Origin of the sequence: Enterococcus crotali, assembly GCF_000633635.1 — a bacterium.
GTDB lineage: Bacteria > Bacillota > Bacilli > Lactobacillales > Enterococcaceae > Enterococcus_L > Enterococcus_L crotali.
This window is the reverse complement of sequence record NZ_AYPQ01000011.1, coordinates 14,438-36,671: the sequence shown is the minus strand read 5'-3', so window position 1 is coordinate 36,671 and position 22,234 is coordinate 14,438. Positions and strand designations below refer to the sequence as shown.

Here is a 22,234-nt window from a genome sequence, read left to right as displayed (position 1 = left end):
CTTTTTATGACCAAGTTCTAAATTTCATTGGCGGTTCGTATAAGCCGTCTGACCATTCAATCAAGTCATCAATTGTTTGAGCTGCTAATAATGAACGTTTTGCATCGCTACGTTTAATGCCTAAATCTTCTGGTAACTTAACGATTCCAGCTTTCCGAAGTTCGTCTAAGGATTCTTTGGTGCTTGTCATACCAAGTGGTGTGACGCCACCGATGGCTGCAATGGCTGCTTGTTTTTCTGCTTTATTTTTTGCTTTAAATAAATAAGCGATTCCTTCTTCTGTCACAATATGAGTGGTATCTTCGCTGTAAATCATTACAGGTGCATTAGCAAGACCTGCCTGTTTTTGAACCTCAAGTGCATCAAGGGTTTCAACAAATACTGGTTTTTTATTGGAGCCATAGGTTTCAACCATTTGAACAACTAACTTTTGCCCTTTGCCTAAAGGATTATTTTCATCTCTTAATGATTGCCAAGCTGGCGTTGAGTGACGTCTTCCACCTGGGTTATGTCCCATATTTGGCGCACCACCAAAGCCGGATAAACGACCCTTAGTTACTGTTGATGAATTTCCTTCATAATCTAATTGCAAGGTCGAGCCGATAAACATGTCAGCTGCATATTGCCCAGCAGTTTGAGATAACGCACGATGCTGCGCATGGTTCCGTCTTTTCCGACGAAGAAAATATCGGGACGAGCTGAAATATATTTTTCCATACCGACTTCGCCGCCGAAGCTATGAATACTTTCAACCCAGCCTGATTCGATTGCAGGAATCATGGTTGGATGTGGATTCAATACCCAATTTTTGGCGACTTTGCCTTTAATTCCCAGCGTTTCACCATAAGTTGGCAACAATAATTCAATAGCTGCTGTGTTAAACCCAATCCCATGATTCAATGATTGAACCTCATGTTCAGCATAAATTCCTTTTAAGGCCATCATCGCCATTAAAATTTGCAATTCAGTAATATTTTGAGGATCACGGGTAAATAAGGCTTCTAATTGATAAGGCTCATCAGCTGGAACAATTATATCAATCCAATCAGCTGGAATATCAACACGCGGTAATTTATCCACCACTTCATTTACTTGAACGAGAACAATTCCGTCTTTAAAGGCTGCAGCTTCAACAATTGTTGGTGTTTCTTCGGTATTGTAACCTGTATAAAGATTGCCGTCTTTGTCCGCTTTATCGGCTGCGACTAATACGACATTTGGAATCAAATCGACAAATAATCGTCCGTATAATTCTAAATACGTATGAATATCACCTAATTTCATCGTACCGTTTTCAATCATTTGTGACACACGAACACTTTGCGCTCCAGCGTATGAGAAATCCATTTTACTGGCGATTCCTTTTTCAAAAATCGTTAAATGTTCAGGTCGAGAAATACTAGACATGATAATATGCAGGTTATTGACTTTACTTGTATCAACTTTTTCTAAATTTTTTGATAAAAAGCTGGCTTGTTTTTGGTTATCGCCTTCTAAAACGACTTTGTCACCTGGCTGAATGACTTTTTCTAACACCTCTACAATTGCTTCTGTCGCAACGTACTTCCCTGTCATTAAATCACTGATACCAGCCATGATTTTCGCCTTTTTCTCACGTTTGCTGGCCCAATTTCTTTTTTCTTTTTCCATTATCAAATTCATCTCCATTTTTCATATAGAAATACAGTATCTTCAATCCCATGCTGCTCGATATTAATGGTGCGGATTTCTTCACCAAATTTATTTTGATACAGCTTCGTTAAGGTATTACCTGGTGGAAATTCAATGCCAAGCGTCATGCCTAATTCTTTTGAAACATCCATCATTTGATTCCATTGAACTGGATGTGCAATGTTCGTTAATAAGTCTTGCTTGATTTCTGTAATGTTATCTGTGGAACGACCATCTATGTTTTTTAAATATAAACAATCCGGAGCTTTAAAATGCAACTCGTTGATATATGGAGTAAATTTTTCCACCGTTTCGTCCATTAGTTGACAATGAGAAGGAACTGGAACTTTCAGCAGCTTTGCTGTTTGGGCTTGCTGTTTTTTTGCTTGATTCAAGGTGTGCTGCATTCCTTGAAGGCTTCCCGAAATCGTTTGTTGTAGCGGACAATTTTCATTAGAAATATACACTGGCTGCGCCTCATCAAATGTTTCTTCAACTAGCTTTGTCACCTCGGTTCTCGTTAAGCCACTAATAACACCCATGCCAAAGCCTTCTGGATACGCTTCTTTCATGAGACAAGCCCGATGGTAAACAACCGACAGGACTTCTTCAAAAGTAATCGTCTTACAGGCAAGTGCTGCTGCAAAGGCACCAATCGAGTGCCCAGCTACAAGTTCAGGCTGAATTTTATTTTTTGCCATCTCATCAATAAAGTAGGCCGCTTTGACAATGAGCGCTAATTGAATAAACACAGTATCTTGATATGCGGCTTCTGTTTCGATCAGCGCCATACCTGTTACCTCTCGACATTTATCCAAATAAGCTTGCGGTACTTCTTTCAGCATGCCTAAACGCTGACTGCCTTGACCTGGAAATAAGAATCCATTACTCATGCTGCACTTCCTTTCAAAGGATTTACTTTTTCTACAACTATCTTAACGGATATTTGCTATAATGATAAATATCTATATAATAAAAACCTATAACCAAAAGGTATCAATGGAGGGAAGCTGGATGAACTACCTACATCTGCGCTATTTTAAAAAAGTTGTTGAGACCAAAAATATCACTCAGGCAGCCAGAGAACTTTTCATTTCACAGCCTGCATTAAGTCGTGCTATGAAGAATTTAGAGAAAAGTTTAGATTTGCCTTTGTTTACTCATTCTGGTCGAAATATCGAATTAACTGTCTACGCAGAAACCTTTTATCCCTATGTCCTTAAAAGCTTACAGACGCTTGATGAAGGCTTACAGACTATTCATGCAATGAACGAAAATACGATTTCCTCCATTGTCCTTTATCCAGAGGTGGCGTCGATCTCCATTCCTAGTTTGGTGCAAAACTTTATGAAAAAACATCCGAACATCCAGTTGACTATCATGCAGCATGATGCCTTTCCCGATTACCATCAGCAAGATGTACTCATTCTCACATCAGAGAAGAAGAAAGGGCTAATTAATATCCCAATTATCACGGAGCCTATTTTTATCGCCCTACCTAAAACACACCCACTGTCTAAAAAAGAAAAAATATATCTTGCGGATATTTTGCCGTTGCCGTTAACTATGTTGTCGAAAAAAAATGCCTTTCGAAAAACCATTGATCAAGCCGCTGAAGGTAAAGATATACAGCTTTCGATTACATCAACAACCGATGATCCAGCAACCTTGCGTTCCTTACTACATCAAGGCTTAGGTGTTAGCTTTTTCCCTACCATTTCTTGGTCGTATGAGGCGGCAGATTCCTTTTCTATCAAACCGATTGAAGACTTTCCTATAGAAAGAACAATCTATCTTGCTTCAAATTTATCAGAAGATAATCCTTTAGCGAAAACAATCGTTACAACCTTAGAAGAATTTTTTTATGCTCAAAAAGAAGCAAAAAATGAGACAGGAGCATAACTCAAAGAGTTATGTCCCTGTCTCAAGGAATTCAACTAAACGGTGGGAGTAAAAACAATTTGTTCAGAAATAAGCTTCTGTCCCAAGCTCTGTCCCATTTCTCTAAATAAATGATAAATTAATATTTTCATTATCCTTAACGATTGCTTCAACAATTTGGTACACCGCTACAACGTCATTTAAGCTAACTAGCTCTACAGGAGAATGAGAATATCTACGAGGAACGGCTAAGGTCCCTGCTGGCAAACCGCCGTTAGCTCTTGTTAACGCTGCACCATCAGTTGTATAGCCACCACTTACAATAGCAACTTTTTGCAACGGAATCGATAACCCTTCCGCTTTGTTTTCAATTACTTGACGAATTGCAGGATGAATAAAACTAAAGAAGCGATCTCCAACACCATCAGCCACAGGTAAGCCTGGTCCTTGATTTAAACGAATCGGCAATTCTATTTCCGTGTTAACCTCTGGCGTATCCCCGCAAGGAATCGTATCTAATGCAATTGCATAATCTGCCGGCACACGATAAACAGCTGTTTCCGCGCCATATAAACCAACTTCCTCTTGGACTGTAAAGACCCCGTATAAGGTTCCTGCAAAGTCTTCTTTTTTTATATTTCGGAATAATTCAACTAAAATGGAACAGCAAATTCGATCATCTATCGCTTTTGTCGCAATATAATCATTATTATGCATTTCCATAAAATCACTGGTCCAAATAATTTGATCACCAATCCGAATACCTGAAGCTTCAACTTCTTCACGAGAAAACATCGCCACATCTACATAACATTCAGAAGCCGATTTTACGACTTTAGCTTCTTTAGGTGATTGAAGATGCCCTGGCTTATTCCCAATCACTCCGGGAATTTGATTTTTTCCAATCACTACTTTTCTACCCGGCAATAAATTATCTGGAACACCGCCGATTTTTTCAAATAAAATAAACCCATTCGGCAAGATGTTTTTCACAATCAAACCGATTTCATCTGTGTGAGCCGCAAACATCAAGTTAGGTCCTTCTTTGTATCCTTTTTTAAGGGCAATGATATTTCCTTTAAGATCCACACTAACCTCATCTACATAAGGCTCAATCAATGCTAAAACAGCTTTAATCACCGGCTGCTCTTGACCTGAACCGCCATTGACCTGTGTTAATTCCTTCAGCAGACTTCTTAAATTTTCTTTTACCACGTTACATTCCCCTTTCTAAAAACCTCACACTTTTAGTTTAACAGTTTTCCTACTACCCTATAAATGCTTCTTTGGTTTTTATCAATACCAATCTGGTTATGTAATTTTTGACTTTCCTTCATTTTTTTTCGTTTCAATAGAGAAAAAAACGTTTAAACATGATTAAAGAATTTAAAAATAGCTTTATGCAAACTTCATTTATTACAACTGTTTGGAGCGTATTATTAGCCACTATCTTTTTACCAAACCAATTAATTGATGTTACTTATGGATTTGGAGGTCTAGCGCCTTATTCGCTACCACTCTTTCAATTTGTGCACGCATATATTATCGCAATAGTATGATTAACCTTGTTTAGTCACATATGCGGCCTGTCACTTTTAGTCTAATTTTTTGACTTAATGACCGTTCTCACCGCTTCTTTTTTTAGAATTAACTTTTTGATCATATTTTTCCTCCAAAAAATCATAACATTAGAAAAAATAATCAAAAAGAGATAGATTGAAATAGTGAGAGCGATCATTTCTTTAGACTGGTTCCAAATTGGTTTAATAACCTGCTTATGAGAGTATTTTGTATAATAGCCAATTGTCGTGTGCAAAATTAAGCCGATACTATTCAGCCATCGAATAATATTCAGCCAATCTAAAAGTTTGAGACGCTTTTTTGGTGGTTCATGAACCCGATTAACATAGAAAAACATACAGAGAATAAATATATTTAAAAACACGGGAATAAACCACGAACGCGTAAAATCGACAGGATAGAATAAATAAGCTATGCCAATTGTTAAAAAACACATTAAAACAATATCTACTAACGCACCTAAAATCTTATGCTTTTCAAAAAATAATACATTCTATTCCTCTTTCTTATTCTTTATAGAGTTTAGCTATTTTGATTTTGATTCTTTAGAAGCTGCTATTGAAAATAGGAAAAACGCTCCATCCAGATGCCCGTTTTTTTTACAAATTCAATTAGATAAAAATAAAGAGCCTGTTCTAGACAAGCTTACTTTACAAATACTAATAGAAAAACTATGAGACTGGGACATAACTTTAAGAGTCACATCACAGCCTCAAGGAGTTCGAATAAACGGTGGAAGCAAAAGCAACACTTTTGCCCCAACTGCTTTTCTTTAATTGTATACAGAGCTTGAACTAATAGTCAGTATAATTCCAAAAACCAAAATGATCCATGTCCAATATTTATTTGGTATGAAAAATAGAGATGAGCGATCTTTTACTTGAATCCGTTCACCAGTTTCTTCATCAATAAAAATTTTAACGTTGTCTGAAATAAACTTTTTTGTAAATAAATGATTGACAACTGCCACAACGACTGTCATTACTACTCCTTCTAAGATATATCCCGCTTTATACCCAGTATCTATAGGTAGAAAACCAAAAATCACAGTAGTAACCATCGCACCTAGAATTAACGATAAAAATACTAATCCGCCTTTACCTTGCCATATGATCAAATGAACACTTCCTTTTTTTAATACATATAATATTATCTCTATTAAAGTTAGAAAGTCAATATACTTTCAAGCTATAATTTATTTAGTTTATCCCTACTATTATACGTGACGTTCGTAGTTTCTTACGTTGCGTTTCAACTCATTTCTAGTATTGAAAACCGACTTGTCATTGCTTGTTTTAATAGCATCATTTACGTCAAAAAAGGTGCCCTAAAAGCGTATATTCGACTTTTAGAGAGCTGAAATATAACTCTTCGAATTATATCTCAGCTCTCTGTTATTTATACAAGTTAGTTTTCCCAAATTGTATTTATTCTCTCAAATCGGTGATTGTCATGTAGATTTCTGATAGTTTACTATCTTCATTGTAAAAAACACTTAGTTTTTTATTAAATATCGCTTTTTTCTGTGCCATTTCTGTGTGATTGTAGATGATTACTTCTTCTTTTTTTAGCTTTTCTGGATCGGCTGTCGCTTCTTTAAATTTTTTCAATAAATCATCCATATCCTCAAGCTTCAAGCTAGCACCTAATTTATTCAGGGTTTCTTCTAAATCCTTGCCCTTAAAACCTTCTGTTGCTACTGAATTGAAGATTTCAACACTGTTGCTCTGCAATTTCACCTTATCCAGCTCTTTTAAATATTGGTACTTAGCGGTAACTCGACCATAGGAAGAATATTGCCCTGTAGTATCTTTAAATTTAATTAAACTGGAAAAAGAAAACTCCGTACCTTTAGCTAGCAACGAAAATTCTTCTGGCTCTTGTGCCACATCCGGAATCAAAAAATCTTCTTTAATGATTTGACGGGTATCATTGAACACAGGTACCACTTCTAAATCGAATTTATTCTTTAAATCTGTAAATGCTTCTTGTCCATTTTTCAGCATATAGTCATAGCTGCCAAACTGCTTGAAACGCTCTGACCACCAAATGAAACTTTCATCTGATTTAGGCAGTTTTTCTTCTACAGTTGAAGCCTTTTTAGCACTGCAGCCAACTAAAAATAGCATCAAGCTCAGCAGCAGTAGTCCTTTACTCACTCGTTTCATTTAGTTCCTCCTATCGCTCAATTACCCACTCTATCGGCTCATTATTCTTTTGCTGGTCAGAAAAAATTACAAGCTCAGCTGTTTCTGAAGTCAACGCGTATACAACTGCACTTTCCACAATGTCCTCAGTCGCTAAAGATGCTTGTCCTTGCTCCATTAAATAGCTTAAATCAGCATCCTCCGTTGTTAATTGCGTGACTGGTTCTAGCGTTTGTTTAGCTTCGGTTACAGTGATCAGCTTTTGCCATTCAGTCAAAGGAACCAGCTCAGCTTGGCTTTTATTCGTAAAAACATATCTAATAATCAAGTGCTGTTTTTCAATTTTGTAGCCTGTTATTTGAATAGATAGCTGCTCATTTTCAATTTGCTGGATACCATTTTTACTAGTATCCTTCTTTTCTTCTGATGATGATTCACGCTGTGAGCCACTACTTAATTGCTCTAAGCTTTCAACTGATTTTTTGAGGGTTTCTTGTTGCTGCTTAGCACTACTACCTTTTGGGCGATAACATTGAATATTGATCAGCTGCGTCTTCGTTGAGATAAAATACATATCCAGCCAAACTGCTTTTCCATCATACACACCAGGCATTAAATAATGAATTGCAGGAAAATCCTTGACCTTGAATTCTGCTACTGTTCCTTTTTTCACATCGTAATGCTGATTAACTTTTTGATCGGTCGCATCCTTTAGCTGCTTTTGATTCATTAAGGGGCTAGATTCTCCACGAATAAATAAAACAGCTCGGCTATTTGTATCCACTGCTCCAAAAACGGCGGCTTCATTAAAAACAGTTTGATACTCCTCTTCAGCTTTCCAGCCACTTGGCAATTGAAAACGATATTCACTATTACCGACTGTAAAATAATCCGCATCTTTGCTTACCCCTTTGCTTTGACAACCACTCAACAACAAAATCAAAAAACAAAAACCAATCACGTTTACTATCCGCTGTTTATTCATCTATCTGCTCCAAACTATTTTTTTCCTGATGCTTCCGTGCCAACCTTTGTTGTCTATTTAACCACCAAAGATAACCACTAAAAAGGAAGAGACAGCTGCCAAAAATACTAGCACCAATTACAAAGCCTTGTGGTAAAAAGACAAACTCAATTTGATGCTTACCTGCTGGAACTTGCACCGACAAGAAGGCCTCTTTAAATGCTGTAACATTAGCTTTTTCACCATCAATCAGCACTTTCCAGCCACGATCATAAGGAATTGTCGTCAATAATACTTGATCTTTTACCAATGAAACTTCGGCGGTGGCTCTTCGCCCAGTAGTTTGCATGTCAATGCCGTTTTCACGAATTTTTTCTACTGCGCTACTGAAGCTTTCTGTATCTAAAAATACTGCATCTGGTTTAAACAGCATTAGTTTTTGATTGTCGCCATCAGAAAAAGTCGTTGTAACTTTGACTGTTGTGGTTTTTTCGTAATAACCTAAATTATAGTATTGTCCTGTATTCACAAGTCCTTTTTTGCGCTGAACCCCATTTACACTAACATTGATTTTTACACCCATCGCATCCGAAAAGTTTTTAGGAACCAAGCTAAGGTAGCCTTGTGATTTTCCTGGGACTGTCACTAACCAGGTCACCTCTCTAGGCAAATTAGGTTCAGTTTCACCAATTGTTACACCATCGTCATCTGACACAATCGCATTATTAACGGACACTCTCGTTGCTTCACCAAAGCTGAAAAATTCACCGCTGGTTCCGGCAAGGTGATTGAATAATTCCGTCTGATTTTTGACTGCCTCCGGCTCGTAAATACCATTATCTGTCATAAAGCCTAATGGCAAGGCGTACTGATTTTCATAAAGACTGTAATTTCCAGCATTTTTGATTTTTTTATACCCAAATTTCATAATATCCTGCTCAGCTAAATTATATTTCATGCCAACTAAAGCATCTGCTAATAAGGTATTATTCATGTATTCGATATTAAGATTGGTCCCATTTGAGCGAAAGCCTAACGCATTTAAATACTGGGAGGAGTTTCTATTACGAATTGACGAAAACATTTCTACACCATGATAGCCAAAATTAAAGCTTTTATTTGTCGTTTCTCCATCTAATTTTTCAGTGCGGAAGAAGCTCGTATTTTGTTGCTTACTGAAATCAACTAATTCTTTAATTTCAGCATAATCTTCGGTATACAATGAACGAGCAGGGTAATTCCAGTCAACAAGAATCCCTTCCACCATGGCCTTTGCGTTGAAGCCCGCCTCGCCAATCATTAAAACGAGAACAATGAACGGCAGCCATTTTTTCCCCTTGTTCGTTGAAACCCAAAACAGCCAAATACCTGCATAAATAATTAAGAAGACAAATGTGATAATTAAAGAGTTCATTGTAATAACATCGTAGCGTTTTTTATTAGAAAGCAGCATAAAAATCAAGAAAACCCCGCCGATTCCAATCACGCCGTTCACTAAACGATTACTTTCAGAAGCTTCAAATTTTTCTAAGCCATAGCCTGCAAGTAAAATCAGTAAAAATGAAAATAAAAAGCTAAAACGATATAAAAACATGTTAGGAATGTGCATCCCATGCCAAAATAGGTTTAAGGGATAGATATAGACGCTGGCAATCAATAAAGCGAATAGACTCCCGTAACCTAGCTTGTCTTTCCATGAAATGTGTTTACTTAAAAAATAATAGACACAAAAAATCAAAGGCACTAAGCCGATATAAATAAATGGCATACTTTCATATTGAGACGTATCATACACACCAACCATACTTTTAGCGACAAAATCCCATGCACCAGTATCTGGAGTCAATAATGTATAAATACTACTAAGATTTTCACCATTATTCTTTAAATCGAGAAGCGTCGGTAAAATGGTCACCATTGAAGCTAATCCTGCTAAAACAGATGTAAACAAATACATAGGAAACGCCCATTTTGTCTGATTGGCTTTTAAAATCGTCCGAATAAGGGCGTATAAAAAGGTAAAAACACCAATCATAAAGCCCATGTAAAAGCTTGTTAAAAACAGTAATAAATAACTAACAAATAATAACGTAGGCTTTTTTTGATCTAAGACTCTATGAATCCCTAACACAATCAACGGCAAATACACAAAGGCATCCAGCCACATAATCACTTCTGAATAACCAACAGTATAAGACATTAAGGCATAGGCAACGCTTAATCCAACAATCAGCCATCGATTTAACTTAAAAGTTGCATTGGCGAAAAACCAAAAAGATAAACCAATCGCACCAAATTTAATAATCGTTAAAAAGTAAAGTGCATCCGGCATATTACCATTATCAAAAAAAGCGACCAATGGTGTGAATAGTCCATTTAAATAATACGCCGCTAACGCCCAATAATTTAAACCCAAAGAGCCTGACCAAGTATAAAAAATACTCTGCTTTCCTTGTAATACATTATTAAAACTAGCATGAAAATTTGCATATTGCGCAAAGGAATCTGTCGCTAAAATACTACGTTCACTGCCAGGATAAATCCCAATCAGCCAATAAACCACAATCATAACCACAGCTGGAATGCTAAAGCTTAACAATATAGTCAAATAATGCTGTTTAGTAAATGTCCAAATTTTTTTCATCAATGCTCTCTCTTTCTCTCAACATTTTAGTGAACCATGCCCATTTTATTAAAGGGATAATAGCGATAAAGCACCACGCCTTCAATCTGTTTTTTATTGATTAAACCGTAGACACGACTATCATCTGAATGCAGTCGATTGTCTCCTTCAACAAAGTAATAATCCTTAGGAATTCGTTTATAGCTGACTAGTTCATTGATGACACTGTCAGCGATCAAACTCTTAATGGTTCCATCAATTTGATCGTTAGCTAAGTCAAGGTCACCCTTCGTTTCATTTTCCTTCGGTAAGAGAAACAAGGCGTTTCCTAACAGCTGAATCCGATCACCTGGCATGCCAATTATTCGTTTCAAGTACGATTCTTTCTTACGATTTTTAGGTTCAAAAGTAATAATGCTGTATCGTGTCGGCTCACTGTTTTTAGCAATTAAAATACGATCTTTCGTCTGAAATGTTGGCTCCATCGAATGACCATCTACACGATGCGTTGAAAAATTCCAGAAAAAAAATACTACGGCTATGAATAAAACCAGCAAAGCAGCATTTCCTTTAAGATTGTCAATAGAAAAAAAAGTTTTCAGCTTTTCTTTCAGTGTTGCAGTCTTTAGCTTATTTTTCTTTGGTTTAACTTGCTTGCGTCTTTTCCCGGCGGCTTTTTTTCGTTTGTTTTTTAATCGTTGCGCTGTATTGACAGACTTTTCTTTGATTTCAGCTGTCGGCACATTCCTTCGTTTTTTCATCATTTTTCCCTCTGCTCATTCCTGTTAAAATTGGCGCATATCATATAATGGAAAAATCCTCGCCTTAATGACACCATAAACCTGCTTTTTTTTAACAAAGCCAAAATAACGGCTATCTGTCGCGTATGTCCGATTATCACCTAAAACAAAATAGCTATCTTCCGGTACTTTTTTCATCTTCGTCACATTGATTAAGGTGAAGTCTTCTGTTGGAGCTGCCTCTGCGAATTCATTGCCTTGATTCGAAAGAAAGCGTTCTGGAATTTCTACTCCATTAACTATAAGCTCGCCATTCTTATAAGATAGCTCTTCACCTGGAAGGCCGACTACTCTAAGTGCTGAGGCTTCTTTACCAGATCTTTTGAACAATATCAAACTGAAGCGCTTGATCTCGCTTCGCTTAAAAACAACGATACGATCTTCATCATTTAAAACCGGAGTCATTGAATAACCACTTACTTTTGCCAGTTTAATCGTAAATAAAAAGACCATGCTTAAAAGAACAAAGGAAATACCCAAGCTAAAAAGAAGCTGCCTCACAAACTGTTTATGCTGCTTCGCTTTAGCTGATTTTCGGGCTTTCGCACGTTTTGCTTTCTTTCGCATGGTGGATTTTGACGTACGTTTTTGAGTGTTTTTTCTAGACACAGGTTTAGCAGGATACTTAGTTGAAATGGCTTTTTTCTTTTTTCGATTCGCTTCCTTTAATAGAACCTTCTTTTTTTTACCCATGCATTAAACCTCTAATTGTCTTTGTTATTTTTTCCGCTGTTTTAACGCAGCTTCATTTACATTAAATCGTTTAAATACTTTTTTCTGACTCTCTTGAACTTTTTTTATATCCTTTAAATACGTTTCAACTGTTTCATTATTTTCCAGCGTTTCAATACTTTGAGCATTCAGGTTTACACCAAGCTCCCGCAAAGCTGTGTAATGTCGATTTAATAGCAATTGTCCGTCTTCCTTTAGTGTCAATGCTGATTTACGCGCACCATAGCTTGCTAAGCGAGAAGAAATTTCCTTGATATTTTTCATTGATTTTTGTGGATTCTCTCCTGTATTTACATTGTTTATCTGAATCACAGCATCTTCAAGTAAATAATAGCTCTGTACTAAGGCACCAGAATCTTCTCCTTGTAAATGATTTTGCTGATAATTACGTGAATAAACACCACTGCCCAACGCAATTATTGTCAAAATAAGAAATAGAAGTGTCTTTAGCCCTTGTCCTTTGCGTTTTTTCATCAGTTGCTTACGTAAGCGTAGAAACTTTCGACGCTTTTTTTTGTTTTTGGGCGCCTGTTTTTTCTTCATCTGCTTATATGTACGATTCGTCCATAGAAACAGGACTAAAAAGACTACTGTAAACAGGAAAAAAAGAAGCCCGCTAGAGAGTAAAATAACAAATGACCAGTCTAATATCCCCATTCTTCTTTCTTCCTTTCAATTTTTACGATTTCTTCTTCGCTTTCAGCTTTTTCTTTCTGCGCTCTTCTTTGGCTTTCACTGCTTTTCTTTTACCCACTACACGAACGATGACAAAAATCACAACGATAAACACTAAAGCGCCACCAACACCTAAAGCAACCAACAGCCAGTTGATGCCTTCTTCTTGGACTAACTCAACATCCTGCCCATTATATTTATCTGCTTCTTCATCTGTAATAGTGAATTCTTGATCCCAGTTCCATTTTTTATCCCCCGAGCTAGCAACAATCTTTGCCCGATAATCTCCTGGCACCATTTTTTCTCCATTCATAGCCACTGGAAAATCCAATAAGCTGTTCGGAGCTACGCGCATATCTGCTTTTTTCGTTTCATACAATACTGTATCGGCAGCTTTTTCCATAATTTGAACTTCTAGCGTTAAATCATCTAGATATGCTGCTTCTACATTCGATAAATTCACAAAAATACTGTTTCGATAATTGCTTAAGCCTGCATATACTTTGTTTAATTCTAAATTAGGTTTTACTTCAGTATCTGTTTCAGTTAAAAGCATTCCAATCATAAATGCATATTCATTAACAACACCTGTTAACTTTTTCTTCGCTTCTTCATTCACTTTTTCTTTTAATTGAATCCCACCAGAAATTACACCATCATAGCTTACTGCCGGCATTGAAATGTCAATTTTGACAGGTATCGTACTTTTAGCTGGTATCGTTACTGTTTCAGGTGCTTTAACAATATCTACGAAATTATATTTTAATGATTTATCAATATCTAATTCACTTGGTCCGTATTCAATCACACCATTATTATTGGTTTTAGCTCCATTTAGTGATACGACAATATCCTTGGGACTTTCAGCAGCATTCGATAGCTCGATTTCAACAGTTTGTTTGGCTCCAGGTGTCATACGTAAATCAAAATAGCCCACCTCCGGGTTAATCTGATTTTCTGGTTGATTAACTTTATACGTGAATCCCAACCCACCTCCAGCATTTTGTTGTTCAGAATTATCTGCATATGTAGGGACAATATTTAGTCCCACGCTTCCTGCTATGTATAAAATGACTATAACTATTTTTATTAATCGTGTCTTCATCCTCATCGTTCCTTTCGCTCTTCATAAAATAGGTTCATCGGCTCATAAAGCCGATGAACCCTCCATACGTTAAAAATTTACTATGCGTTATTAGATAACGTCAGATAAAGTCCAAGTGATTGTTGCTTGGTAATCACCAGTACCAATAGCTGTAGATGTTGGAATGTTCAAAGTAACTGCTGATTCAGCTGGTTGTACTGCATCGCCAACTTTACCAAAGTTTAATTCAAACTGTCCGTATCCTTTACCGTTTACACCTGAGTTGTTGATAAACTCAACTGGTGAACCTACTGAAATAGTTCCTCCAGCATTTTTAACACCATCAGGATCTAATACAGCATCACCTGTTTGTGTAGTGTATACGCTTGTATAGTTGATGTTTGCGCCATTTAATTCAACGCCAGTTGCTGTTTTAAAGTTTTCAGTTAACTCTGCTGATAATTTGTAGTTGTGTGTTGCAACAGCACGTAAATCTTGATATTTAACAAAGTTTTGTACTTGGAATTCAGGTGCATCAGCATCTACACTACCTGCATTAGCTGCAAAAGGTAATGCATTATAATCACGTTTTTTAGAAGCTGTTAAGCTATCGTGTGAATCAAAGTCTAAAGGTGTTACAGCGATGATCCCAAATTCTCCTGGGTTTTTAACGTCTGGAATGTTAGTAATTTTTGTTCCATCGCTTACGCCTGGTTCAGTTGGAAGAACATCTTTAGTATCTGTTCCGATTGTGAATTTGATTGTACCAGCACCAGAACCTGTATCTTCTACTGCTTTCGTTGTGTTTGGTGCAGCTAATGCTACCCCAGCTAGTGCTACTAAAGTAGCTCCGCATAATTTGTGTGTTAATTTCATTTGTGTTTCCTCCTAAGTTTTTGTTTGTATCAATCTATGGTAACTCGGCTAATGTCCAAGTTAGCACCGTGGAATAAGCGACCGGATCTTTTTTCGTTGTACCCGGTACTGACAACGTAATTGCATTATTCTCATAAACCTGCTTGTTAGCGAATGTTGCGTCTAGAAGTGGTTTTCCCTCTAAATCATTTTTAGGATTTAAAGTATTCGTCAACTCATTGGAATTTTCATCAGAAGCTCCAAATGAAATTGACCAAGTACCTGAACCAGCTCCTGTACGTGCCTCAGCTAAGTTATAAGTAGCACCAATATTATCTAAACGAATGACTTCTTTAGAAACAGACGGTGCTTCATCTGCTCCCATTGTAGAACTCACCCACGATTTATCTAGTGAAAGATAGGCTCCATCTAATTGGCTGTTTGCTGTTTCCGAATTTTGAAACTGTGTTTCTTGTCGAACTTGCAGCGTCCAGCCTAAAGCTGCTCCGCGATAATCAGATACTTGGATAAAGTTTCCCCTAGCCGCCGTATCATCATGAAATAGCTGAGCATTAACTGGATAAACCATGTCTTTATCAGAAATTTTATTCAAACTAGTAAAACGGAATTGAGGAACAAAATCAATTCTCAGCTTGCCAGTAGTACTCGGACTTTCCCCAGGATCAGTAACGTTTCCTGGGTTTTCTGGATCTTGAACACCGACATCATCATAATCACCTGTAAAGCTAATCGTGCCTTTACCAGATCCACTATCTTCTGCAAAAACTGTTTGATTGGCTGAAAGAAGAGCCGTGCCGCATAGCGAAACCAGCAGCATTGCATTTAACATTGCTTGTTTCATTCTTTCGTCCCCTCCTTTTTGCGTTTAAACAGGAACCAGAACACAACGATTAAGACTAGAGCTATACCGCTGATAGATAAACTACGTTTAACCAGCTCACCTGTTGACGGTAATTTCCCTTTAGGCTTGATCTTTGGTTCTTCAACCCCTGCGCTTGAAGATGATGTTGATGGTGTTGGTTCAGACGGTGCTGGCGGATCCGGAACTGCTTCCTTATAAAATCCAATTTCCCCATTCGTTTGAACGGCGCCACCTACTCCTTCTTGAGCAAAAGCAGGTTGACTAATTGTCATTAATAATCCCACCCATACAATGGAGGTTAATAATAAGTTTAGTTTTCTTTTCACTTTCATTCCTCCATCATTAAGGTGTATTACTTAGTGTAAATAATAAGGTTGCTCTATACTCACTGGTTGCACGATAATCGTTTGCTTTCAGCGACATTTTAAAGCCGTCACCTTTTTTCTTCCACTCTTCTTCACTGACATCATAAACACCTGTTACAGCATTTTTATGTGCCAAAATGACTACTGGTTCATTCAATCGTAAAACAGACTCAGTCGATCCAGCTTTATAAAGTAGCGCATTTGGTAATTTCAAAGAGGTATCCGTTTGAGAAGTCATGACTTCTACTGTTTTGACAGATAATTCCCAGGCAGCCGGTACAACCCGACTATCACCAACAACAAGCGGCTTATCATAAACTGGATTATCCGCTGTAACCGCACCGTAGCTTCCGGTATTTTTCAGCCCAAAATCAATTTCATCTGGTGTGGATGAAAAATAAAGGATCCCCCCAAATTGGTAGGTTACTGCTGAACCACCTTGAATCACTTCAATCCCAGTTTCTGGGCTTGGTGCTGAAGTCAATTCATATTTACGATCTTTAATATCTACTAAAGCAGCTTGAACTTCCGCTTGTTGAGTCAAATCGATTTTACTACCAATTTTCCCCGTAATTACAATCGGTTCGTGTAGCTTAGAGCCTACTTCATTGACAAAGCTAACCGTTACATCCGCTTCACTTGGAATCACTGTGACATTAATTACTTTAGTAACTGCTGACGCGCCTGTTCCGTAACTTAACGTCACTGGATAAGTGCCTAAAGCAGGCTCACCGTTTAATGGATTAGGCAATTTACTTGTATCGATCGAAACATTGCTAACATCCATCACACTACCTGGGAACACATCCCATAAGGTAACTTCTGCGCTGTCTCTAACTAATTGCGTTAGCTCAGTAGCCGTTTTAGGATATAACATATTCTCTACTTCAAAGTCTACGCCTCGAAGAGCATAGCTTTTATCCTTACTTACTTCTGTATCTGTATCTTTAATGAAAATTGGTACATCAACAGTTGTACTGTGCTTCGCTTCATCAGTAACAGTTACTTGGAATTTTGGTAAAACAGGACCCATCACTGTTAAATCCGGTTTAGGTACTGTACCGTAATCAATCGTCATTTTAGGCTTAGAGGTATTCAATGATTTATCCCAAACATTCGTTACCATTGTATCTGCTGTTGGAAATTGAGCTATTGGAGTATCTTTATCGATAATCGTAATCACAGGATCCGCACTCGGATCGGACACGTCCACTACCTCTGTTTTGACTGGAGGAGCTGTACGGAAGTCATAAAATACTTCTACATTAAGACTTGTGTATGGTTTAATGTAAGCCCCCGTTCCATCAGCTCGATCAGGAATTGGAATTGAATAGTTGCCTTGACGGTCAGCAACACCAGTTAAGACTTTCTTCCCTTCACCATCATCGTAAGTTATCACAACATCGCCATCTATCGTAGCTGTTCCGGTAATCTTATCATCTGCATCATTTACACCATTAACGGTTACTTCAGGTGTAACTCCCATTGAAATAACTTTTAAGGCAGTAAAGTTCATTGCTGCTGAATCAATCGTTAACGGATTTGCATTACTAACAACAGTTGTATAGTTGGTAGGACTTACTTGTGTAACGTCTGCTGAAAACGTGATATACGATCGATCTGGGAATGAAAAATGATTATCTGGTGTAAAATTGACCTTCCCAGTCGGAACATGACTACTCCATAAATTCATACTTTCTACCTCAGCATTTAAATTATTTGTATAGCCATTCAAGGTAGAACTCATAATTCTCCCTTTTGGGTTATAGATAAGAACACTCTTTGCCTTATCTATATTAATTCTAGAGCTAGAGCTATAGAATCGGAAGAATTCATCCGCCTGACCAGCACTTGCTGACTCATTGTATAAGTAGAAACGTGCGCCTTCTGCCACATTAATATTTCCCTTCATTTTAAATGAAGGTAATGCATTATCTGCCGCATTAGACGAGGTCGTCCGAGTAATCTTCAACGACGCATTTTTCGCCACATCAATTTTCTTCAATGCACGACCAGAACTCGCAGCATCATCTCTGACTAAGCCACCACCGGTAACGATGTCGACATTGGCATTCTCTTCAATTTCAAAAATCCCATCTTTACTTTCAAAGTAGAAGAAGCTGCGGCCAACCGAGGTGATTTTAACATCCGCATCTTTTTTGATTCGGAAATGACCATCAACACCACGAACATTCCCACCAAATCCAATCCAGACGATACTATGACGACCTTCATGAAATAGGTTGAACTTGCCATAAATTTCTACATAGTGACCTTCAACGAGCTCTTGTGTTTCAGTAGATCCTGCTTTAGTAGGCGGAATAGTAATATCCATATTGTTATATTCCGTCGTTCCATTCAGATTATGCGTAATTTGCGGTCCGTTATAAACAACGTTTGTATAATTTAAAGTGACACAATACGAGGAATCGTTTACGTTAATTGGTCCATAATAGTTATACCCATCAATCTTGATATCCTCTAACCCATAACTTGTCACTTCATTTTGAGTAGTTGTATTGTTCACAAAAATATTATCCCAGCCACCAGCTGTTTTTGATTCCGTTAATGTATGAATTTCTCCAGTTGTTGGATCCTTACCCGAAATCTTCATATATTTTTTAGCATAAGGAATCTGAGCTGAGTTAGTGATCGTAATATTACTAGCCATGTAAATATAATTGATATTGACATTTAAAATCGCCGTTCTCATTTCTGCCCAAGTCTTTACAACTGCGGTATTGGTTGCCGTTTCTGGAATGTCTAAATCACGAAACATCGGTTCATTTACATCTTGACCATAATTAATATTACGTCCGTCACTGTATTGCGGATAGGTTGCATCTTTAGTACTTACCTCTTTAGTCGCTACTTCATTGGTCTCAGATACACTCTGATCTGTTTCAGTCGTCGCTTCAGTCGCTTCGTCTGTCACTGTTGTTTTATCTGATGCTTTGGTACTTTCTTCATTAACGCCTTCATTAGCTGAAATTGAACTACTTGAATAATAGGTAGCTCCTGCTAAAAGTAAAAAAGTAACTGCTCCAAATAATAACCAACTTTTTTTCTGCATTATTTTTCCTCCTTTCCTCAAAATTTATATGTATCCTTTTTTAATTGAATACAATATATTTCAATTTCCCAACCTATCAATTACTTCGTCTCACACATGTATTCTGAAAAACAGCATACACGCACATGAAAAAAATTATGTAACTTAGCAATCAATACGCCGGGAAAGAGAAAACCTTTTTATTTTTCTCTTTAATACTTCACAAAAATCATCCAGTATTTACTCATTCAGTATTACTGTTGTTCAGTTTCTTCTTATAATAAAGTTAGTTGAGTTAGTAGGAATTTCCTACCTGCTTTTTTACAGGTTCAACATGTAGCCTTTTGACCGAACAGTTTTTATGTATTGATGTTCACAACCCTCATGTTCAAACTTTTCTCTAAGTTTAAAAACTAAGTTCGTTACGCGATAAAGTTTCTTGCCTTGATGATCGTTCCAAACATTCTCATATAGCTCATCATAGGTAACAACTTCCTTGATATGTTGATATAAAAATTCAAGTGTTTTATATTCTAATCTCGTCAAGCTGATTTCATTATCATTGCCTATCTTCACACTAAAATTCTTTGGTACTAGTTGAAAAGATACATTCTTTTTTTTAGTTTCATCTTCTTTTTGTTGAACCATTTTGATTGTCTCAAGCCGCTGCAATGTATTCTTTATGATCAAGGAAATTTCTTCTTTGTCGACATTATAGTTAATTAACCCCGCCGCACCTAGCTTCAAATAAACAAGTCTCGTCGTCTGTGAGGTCTTTTCAATTGAAGTAATAATCCACACTGGAATATCCGAAATTTTTTTTATCTTTAATAGAACATCACAAATTTTGCTCATATCCGTATGTTTACTATCTTCAATAACTAATCCATCTAATTGATCCAGATCACTTAAATCATTTTCTATTAAGTGAATTATTTGATAATCATCTGTTGCTAATTTCTCTTTGCTTTCAAATTGCTCTTTTGCAATGGTTAAATAGCCTAAATTATACATAGGTTTCTTTCCATCCCTTCCTTAATAATTGATTGCACACCAAATAACACTCGTATATTTTCCAATTTAAACAAAAAAATAGTAAAATAATTATATAAAGAAATAGTATTGACTTTATCTTCTTTTCAACAGAGTCTTTTTCTCATTTCTTCATTTTCTTATTTGTATTTAGAACAAGTCAGAACTGATCAAACGCTTGATCTAATTGGTTATATCCGATTGTTGACGGCTTTATTGACGGCTTATTTTTTTGAAGCTACTATTTTTTAGAAGCTTGAAAGCTTTTCAATTGCTCTTATTTCTTCTTTTAGTGAAGAATGGGTGTAAATATCCAGTGTCATTTTTACTGAACTATGCCCTAGTAAAGAGCTAATACTGGCAATTGTGATTCCAAATTCTAAGCATCTTGTAGCGAAGCTATGACGTAAACTATGGAAGCTAACTCCTTTAATTTTTGCTTTCTTAGCTAACCGCTGGAAATGATAGCTAAGTAATCGTGGTTCAGTCCATTTATTTTTTTTGCCAAAAACGTAGTCACCTTGTTTCTCTTTTCGCTTAGATAATAGCAATGCCTTTAATTTTTTAGACAATGGTATAACTCGTCGTGACATGATTGTTTTAGGACACAGTTCGATAATTTTGGTATACCCATTCCCCATTGGCAAGCGTTGGAGTGTTCGATTAACGTGTATTTGCTTTTTAGAAAAATCAATATCTGACCATTTCAGACCACTGATTTCTCCGATACGCATCCCAGTTTCCAAGGCCATTAATATAGGTAGTCCTTCAGTATCCTCTTTGGCTACATCGCTTAATACTCGTTGCTCTTGTTGATCTAAGGCTCTTGCTTTAGAAGTCATAGCTTTAGGCAAACGGATATTATCTGTAGGATTATTGGTTATTTTATTCTCTAAAACTGCGTGCCTAAAACAGGTTCGTAAAACTCTAAATACGGCATGAACAGAGCTTGGTTTCAACTTTTTTTCCAGTATACTAAACAATATTTGAATATCATCTTTCGATATATAGGCTAATTTTTTATCACCTAAAGCAGGAAGTAGATGCAGGCGAAGTTTATTTTCATAGCTGACATAAGTACTTGGCTTAGTACTAGGAACGACACTTCCATTAAGCCATTCGTAAGTCCATTCACGAAATGTTCCTGCATAATTCCCTGTATTTTGTTTCTGCTCATAAGAAAATTCCAATTTTTTCTTTAGTAATGATTGTTTAACTTCTCGATACTTTTTACCATAAATATAGCCATAACGAATGACACCACCTTCTTTACGTTCTTTAATATAACGACCTTCCCAGCGTCCATCTCTTCTTTTATAAATATTTTCTCCTCTACGTGACATTATAAAACCTCTTTCTTAGTTAAAATTTTTGACGGCGGCATTGACGGCGAAAAAGAATAATCAATTATGTTTTTTTGATTAAAATACAATTTCATAATTCAAATTTTCCTCTTTTTTCTCATTTTTTTATATAATTCGTGAAAAAAATGATATTGACTTGAGATAAAATCGAATGTAGTATGTAAATAGTAAATTGATATTTAATTTTTTCACAAAAAACTTCTTGTTCTAAATACAAACAAGAATAACTTCAATTAAATAGTAAATCTAGAATTTTTCCACAAATTACATTTTAATATTTTACCCTAAAAAAATATAGACTTTTTCAGGTTTATATTGAAAACATTTCGGTTTTATACAATAACATTGAATATAAAAATTAAATTCATTTTAAATAAACAAATTTTAACAAGAAATAGTTCAATCAAGAACTTTGCAAAAAATCATCTATTTGCAAGGTTATTTTGCTTACCTTGTTTATTAGCTCTATTTCTCTAACTACATTAACTATTCAGTTTTTTTTATATATACACGAGGCGTCTTCAA

The 22,234-nt window shown here is 36.5% G+C and carries 17 protein-coding genes and 1 pseudogene; 1 reads left to right on the top strand and 17 read right to left on the bottom strand.

All coding sequences use genetic code 11. The features are described 5' to 3' along the window. Positions 1-4: 4 nt before the first annotated feature. Positions 5-1,650, bottom strand: a pseudogene (mdcA, locus tag V192_RS20690) (malonate decarboxylase subunit alpha). An 8-nt stretch (positions 1,651-1,658) separates the two neighbouring features. After that, complete coding sequence (locus tag V192_RS0118310; protein WP_025873713.1) at positions 1,659-2,564, bottom strand: ACP S-malonyltransferase; 906 nt, start codon at positions 2,562-2,564, stop codon at positions 1,659-1,661. A gap of 121 nt (positions 2,565-2,685) precedes the next feature. Between V192_RS0118310 and V192_RS0118305 the strand changes: the two genes are divergently transcribed. Then, the gene (locus V192_RS0118305; protein WP_025873712.1) at positions 2,686-3,573 is read left to right on the top strand and encodes a LysR family transcriptional regulator; all 888 of its coding nucleotides are present in this window, start codon (positions 2,686-2,688) and stop codon (positions 3,571-3,573) included. A 102-nt stretch (positions 3,574-3,675) separates the two neighbouring features. On the opposite strand, the gene V192_RS0118300 is transcribed toward V192_RS0118305, so the two are convergent. From V192_RS0118300 to V192_RS0118215, 15 genes are all read right to left on the bottom strand, one after another. Next, entirely contained in the window at positions 3,676-4,767 is a 1,092-nt protein-coding gene (locus V192_RS0118300) for a M42 family metallopeptidase (protein WP_025873711.1), read from the bottom strand. Positions 4,768-5,905: 1,138 nt separating this feature from the next. Further along, a complete protein-coding gene (locus V192_RS22490) occupies positions 5,906-6,250 on the bottom strand; it encodes a hypothetical protein (RefSeq protein WP_025873709.1) in 345 nt (114 codons plus the stop codon). 310 nt (positions 6,251-6,560) lie between these two features. Continuing rightward, positions 6,561-7,301 (bottom strand): hypothetical protein, encoded by a 741-nt coding sequence (locus V192_RS0118280; protein ID WP_025873708.1) that lies wholly within the window; start codon positions 7,299-7,301, stop codon positions 6,561-6,563. 10 nt (positions 7,302-7,311) lie between these two features. Continuing rightward, positions 7,312-8,265 carry a DUF5067 domain-containing protein gene (locus V192_RS0118275; protein ID WP_025873707.1) on the bottom strand — a complete coding sequence of 318 codons (954 nt, stop codon included), beginning with the start codon at positions 8,263-8,265 and terminating at the stop codon, positions 7,312-7,314. Further along, complete coding sequence (locus tag V192_RS0118270) at positions 8,258-10,891, bottom strand: YfhO family protein (RefSeq protein WP_025873706.1); 2,634 nt, start codon at positions 10,889-10,891, stop codon at positions 8,258-8,260. The genes V192_RS0118275 and V192_RS0118270 overlap by 8 nt, the downstream gene beginning before the upstream one ends. A 23-nt stretch (positions 10,892-10,914) precedes the next feature. Next, on the bottom strand, positions 10,915-11,631 hold the full coding sequence (gene lepB, locus V192_RS0118265) for a signal peptidase I (RefSeq protein WP_082266076.1): 717 nt from the start codon (positions 11,629-11,631) through the stop codon (positions 10,915-10,917). Positions 11,632-11,652: 21 nt separating this feature from the next. After that, complete coding sequence (gene lepB, locus V192_RS0118260; protein ID WP_025873704.1) at positions 11,653-12,360, bottom strand: signal peptidase I; 708 nt, start codon at positions 12,358-12,360, stop codon at positions 11,653-11,655. Positions 12,361-12,384: 24 nt separating this feature from the next. Continuing rightward, complete coding sequence (locus tag V192_RS0118255; RefSeq protein WP_025873703.1) at positions 12,385-13,056, bottom strand: hypothetical protein; 672 nt, start codon at positions 13,054-13,056, stop codon at positions 12,385-12,387. A 22-nt stretch (positions 13,057-13,078) separates the two neighbouring features. After that, the gene (locus V192_RS0118250) at positions 13,079-14,179 is read right to left on the bottom strand and encodes a WxLIP family cell surface protein (protein ID WP_025873702.1); all 1,101 of its coding nucleotides are present in this window, start codon (positions 14,177-14,179) and stop codon (positions 13,079-13,081) included. Positions 14,180-14,269: 90 nt separating this feature from the next. Next, positions 14,270-15,034, bottom strand: coding sequence for a WxL domain-containing protein (locus tag V192_RS0118245; protein ID WP_025873701.1), 765 nt, complete (start codon positions 15,032-15,034; stop codon positions 14,270-14,272). Positions 15,035-15,068: 34 nt separating this feature from the next. Then, entirely contained in the window at positions 15,069-15,875 is an 807-nt protein-coding gene (locus V192_RS0118240; RefSeq protein ID WP_025873700.1) for a WxL domain-containing protein, read from the bottom strand. Then, a complete protein-coding gene (locus tag V192_RS0118235) occupies positions 15,872-16,168 on the bottom strand; it encodes an LPXTG cell wall anchor domain-containing protein (RefSeq protein WP_082266077.1) in 297 nt (98 codons plus the stop codon). Before V192_RS0118235 ends, V192_RS0118240 begins: the two co-directional genes overlap by 4 nt. A 70-nt stretch (positions 16,169-16,238) precedes the next feature. Continuing rightward, on the bottom strand, positions 16,239-19,334 hold the full coding sequence (locus tag V192_RS0118230; RefSeq protein ID WP_025873698.1) for a pectate lyase-like adhesive domain-containing protein: 3,096 nt from the start codon (positions 19,332-19,334) through the stop codon (positions 16,239-16,241). Positions 19,335-19,634: 300 nt separating this feature from the next. Continuing rightward, positions 19,635-20,327 carry a winged helix-turn-helix domain-containing protein gene (locus tag V192_RS20685; RefSeq protein WP_025873697.1) on the bottom strand — a complete coding sequence of 231 codons (693 nt, stop codon included), beginning with the start codon at positions 20,325-20,327 and terminating at the stop codon, positions 19,635-19,637. Positions 20,328-20,593: 266 nt separating this feature from the next. After that, on the bottom strand, positions 20,594-21,688 hold the full coding sequence (locus V192_RS0118215) for a tyrosine-type recombinase/integrase (protein ID WP_025873696.1): 1,095 nt from the start codon (positions 21,686-21,688) through the stop codon (positions 20,594-20,596). Positions 21,689-22,234 lie beyond the last annotated feature (546 nt).